General features: G+C 36.6%; 1 protein-coding gene. It reads right to left on the bottom strand.

What is annotated here, in order from left to right; genetic code table 11:
- Positions 1-98: 98 nt before the first annotated feature.
- Positions 99-569 (bottom strand): ParA family protein (locus AADEFJLK_RS23740; RefSeq protein ID WP_170065259.1); only part of this gene is annotated, 471 nt, incomplete at its 5' end.

The raw sequence follows: 569 nt of genomic DNA, 5'->3' as shown, positions 1-569 counted from the left end.
ATTGCGGCATACGTTCCACGATGGACTGATCTGCATTTGGAAAGCCATTAGCTCTAAGCAAGTTACTAATTTTCATGCCATTTTTTTTCACGGTTCTGCTACCTTAAAAGTGGTTTAATATTTTCACTAAATCCAAGGAGTGTAATTTCATAACGGGTTAATAGACTTTTTGCCAAATCTAATATAACCCTTCCTCCAATAGAAGTAGGATCTTGTTCTACTAAAGGCCCTTTCGATTCCTCAGTTAAAAAAGATTGCTGGCGCACAAACCCACTATAATGGGGTATGACATTTTCATTCATAGCATTTTTGTATGATTCGGCAAGAATTGCTAAAGCTTCCTTACAATGCCTGTAAGATGGATGATACCCGTTAGCAACAATTTCCACATCTAGATTTTTTTCAGGGTAAACATGATTTATTTCAAGCAAATTGCTAAAAAGTAAGTTCATCGCTTTTAAAGACTCTCTATCAAGCCAAGCTACTGCTAGAATAGTTTTACAAGCAGCCATTAAATTATACGAGAGTAGGGTAGTTCCTGGTGCGCTATCTATTACAATCACATCGTA

It is taken from the genome of Methylovulum psychrotolerans (assembly GCF_002923755.1).
Classification (GTDB): Bacteria; Pseudomonadota; Gammaproteobacteria; order Methylococcales; family Methylomonadaceae; genus Methylovulum; species Methylovulum psychrotolerans.
The sequence above is the reverse complement of the archived record's forward strand: the minus strand, read 5'-3'. Positions and strand labels throughout refer to the sequence as shown.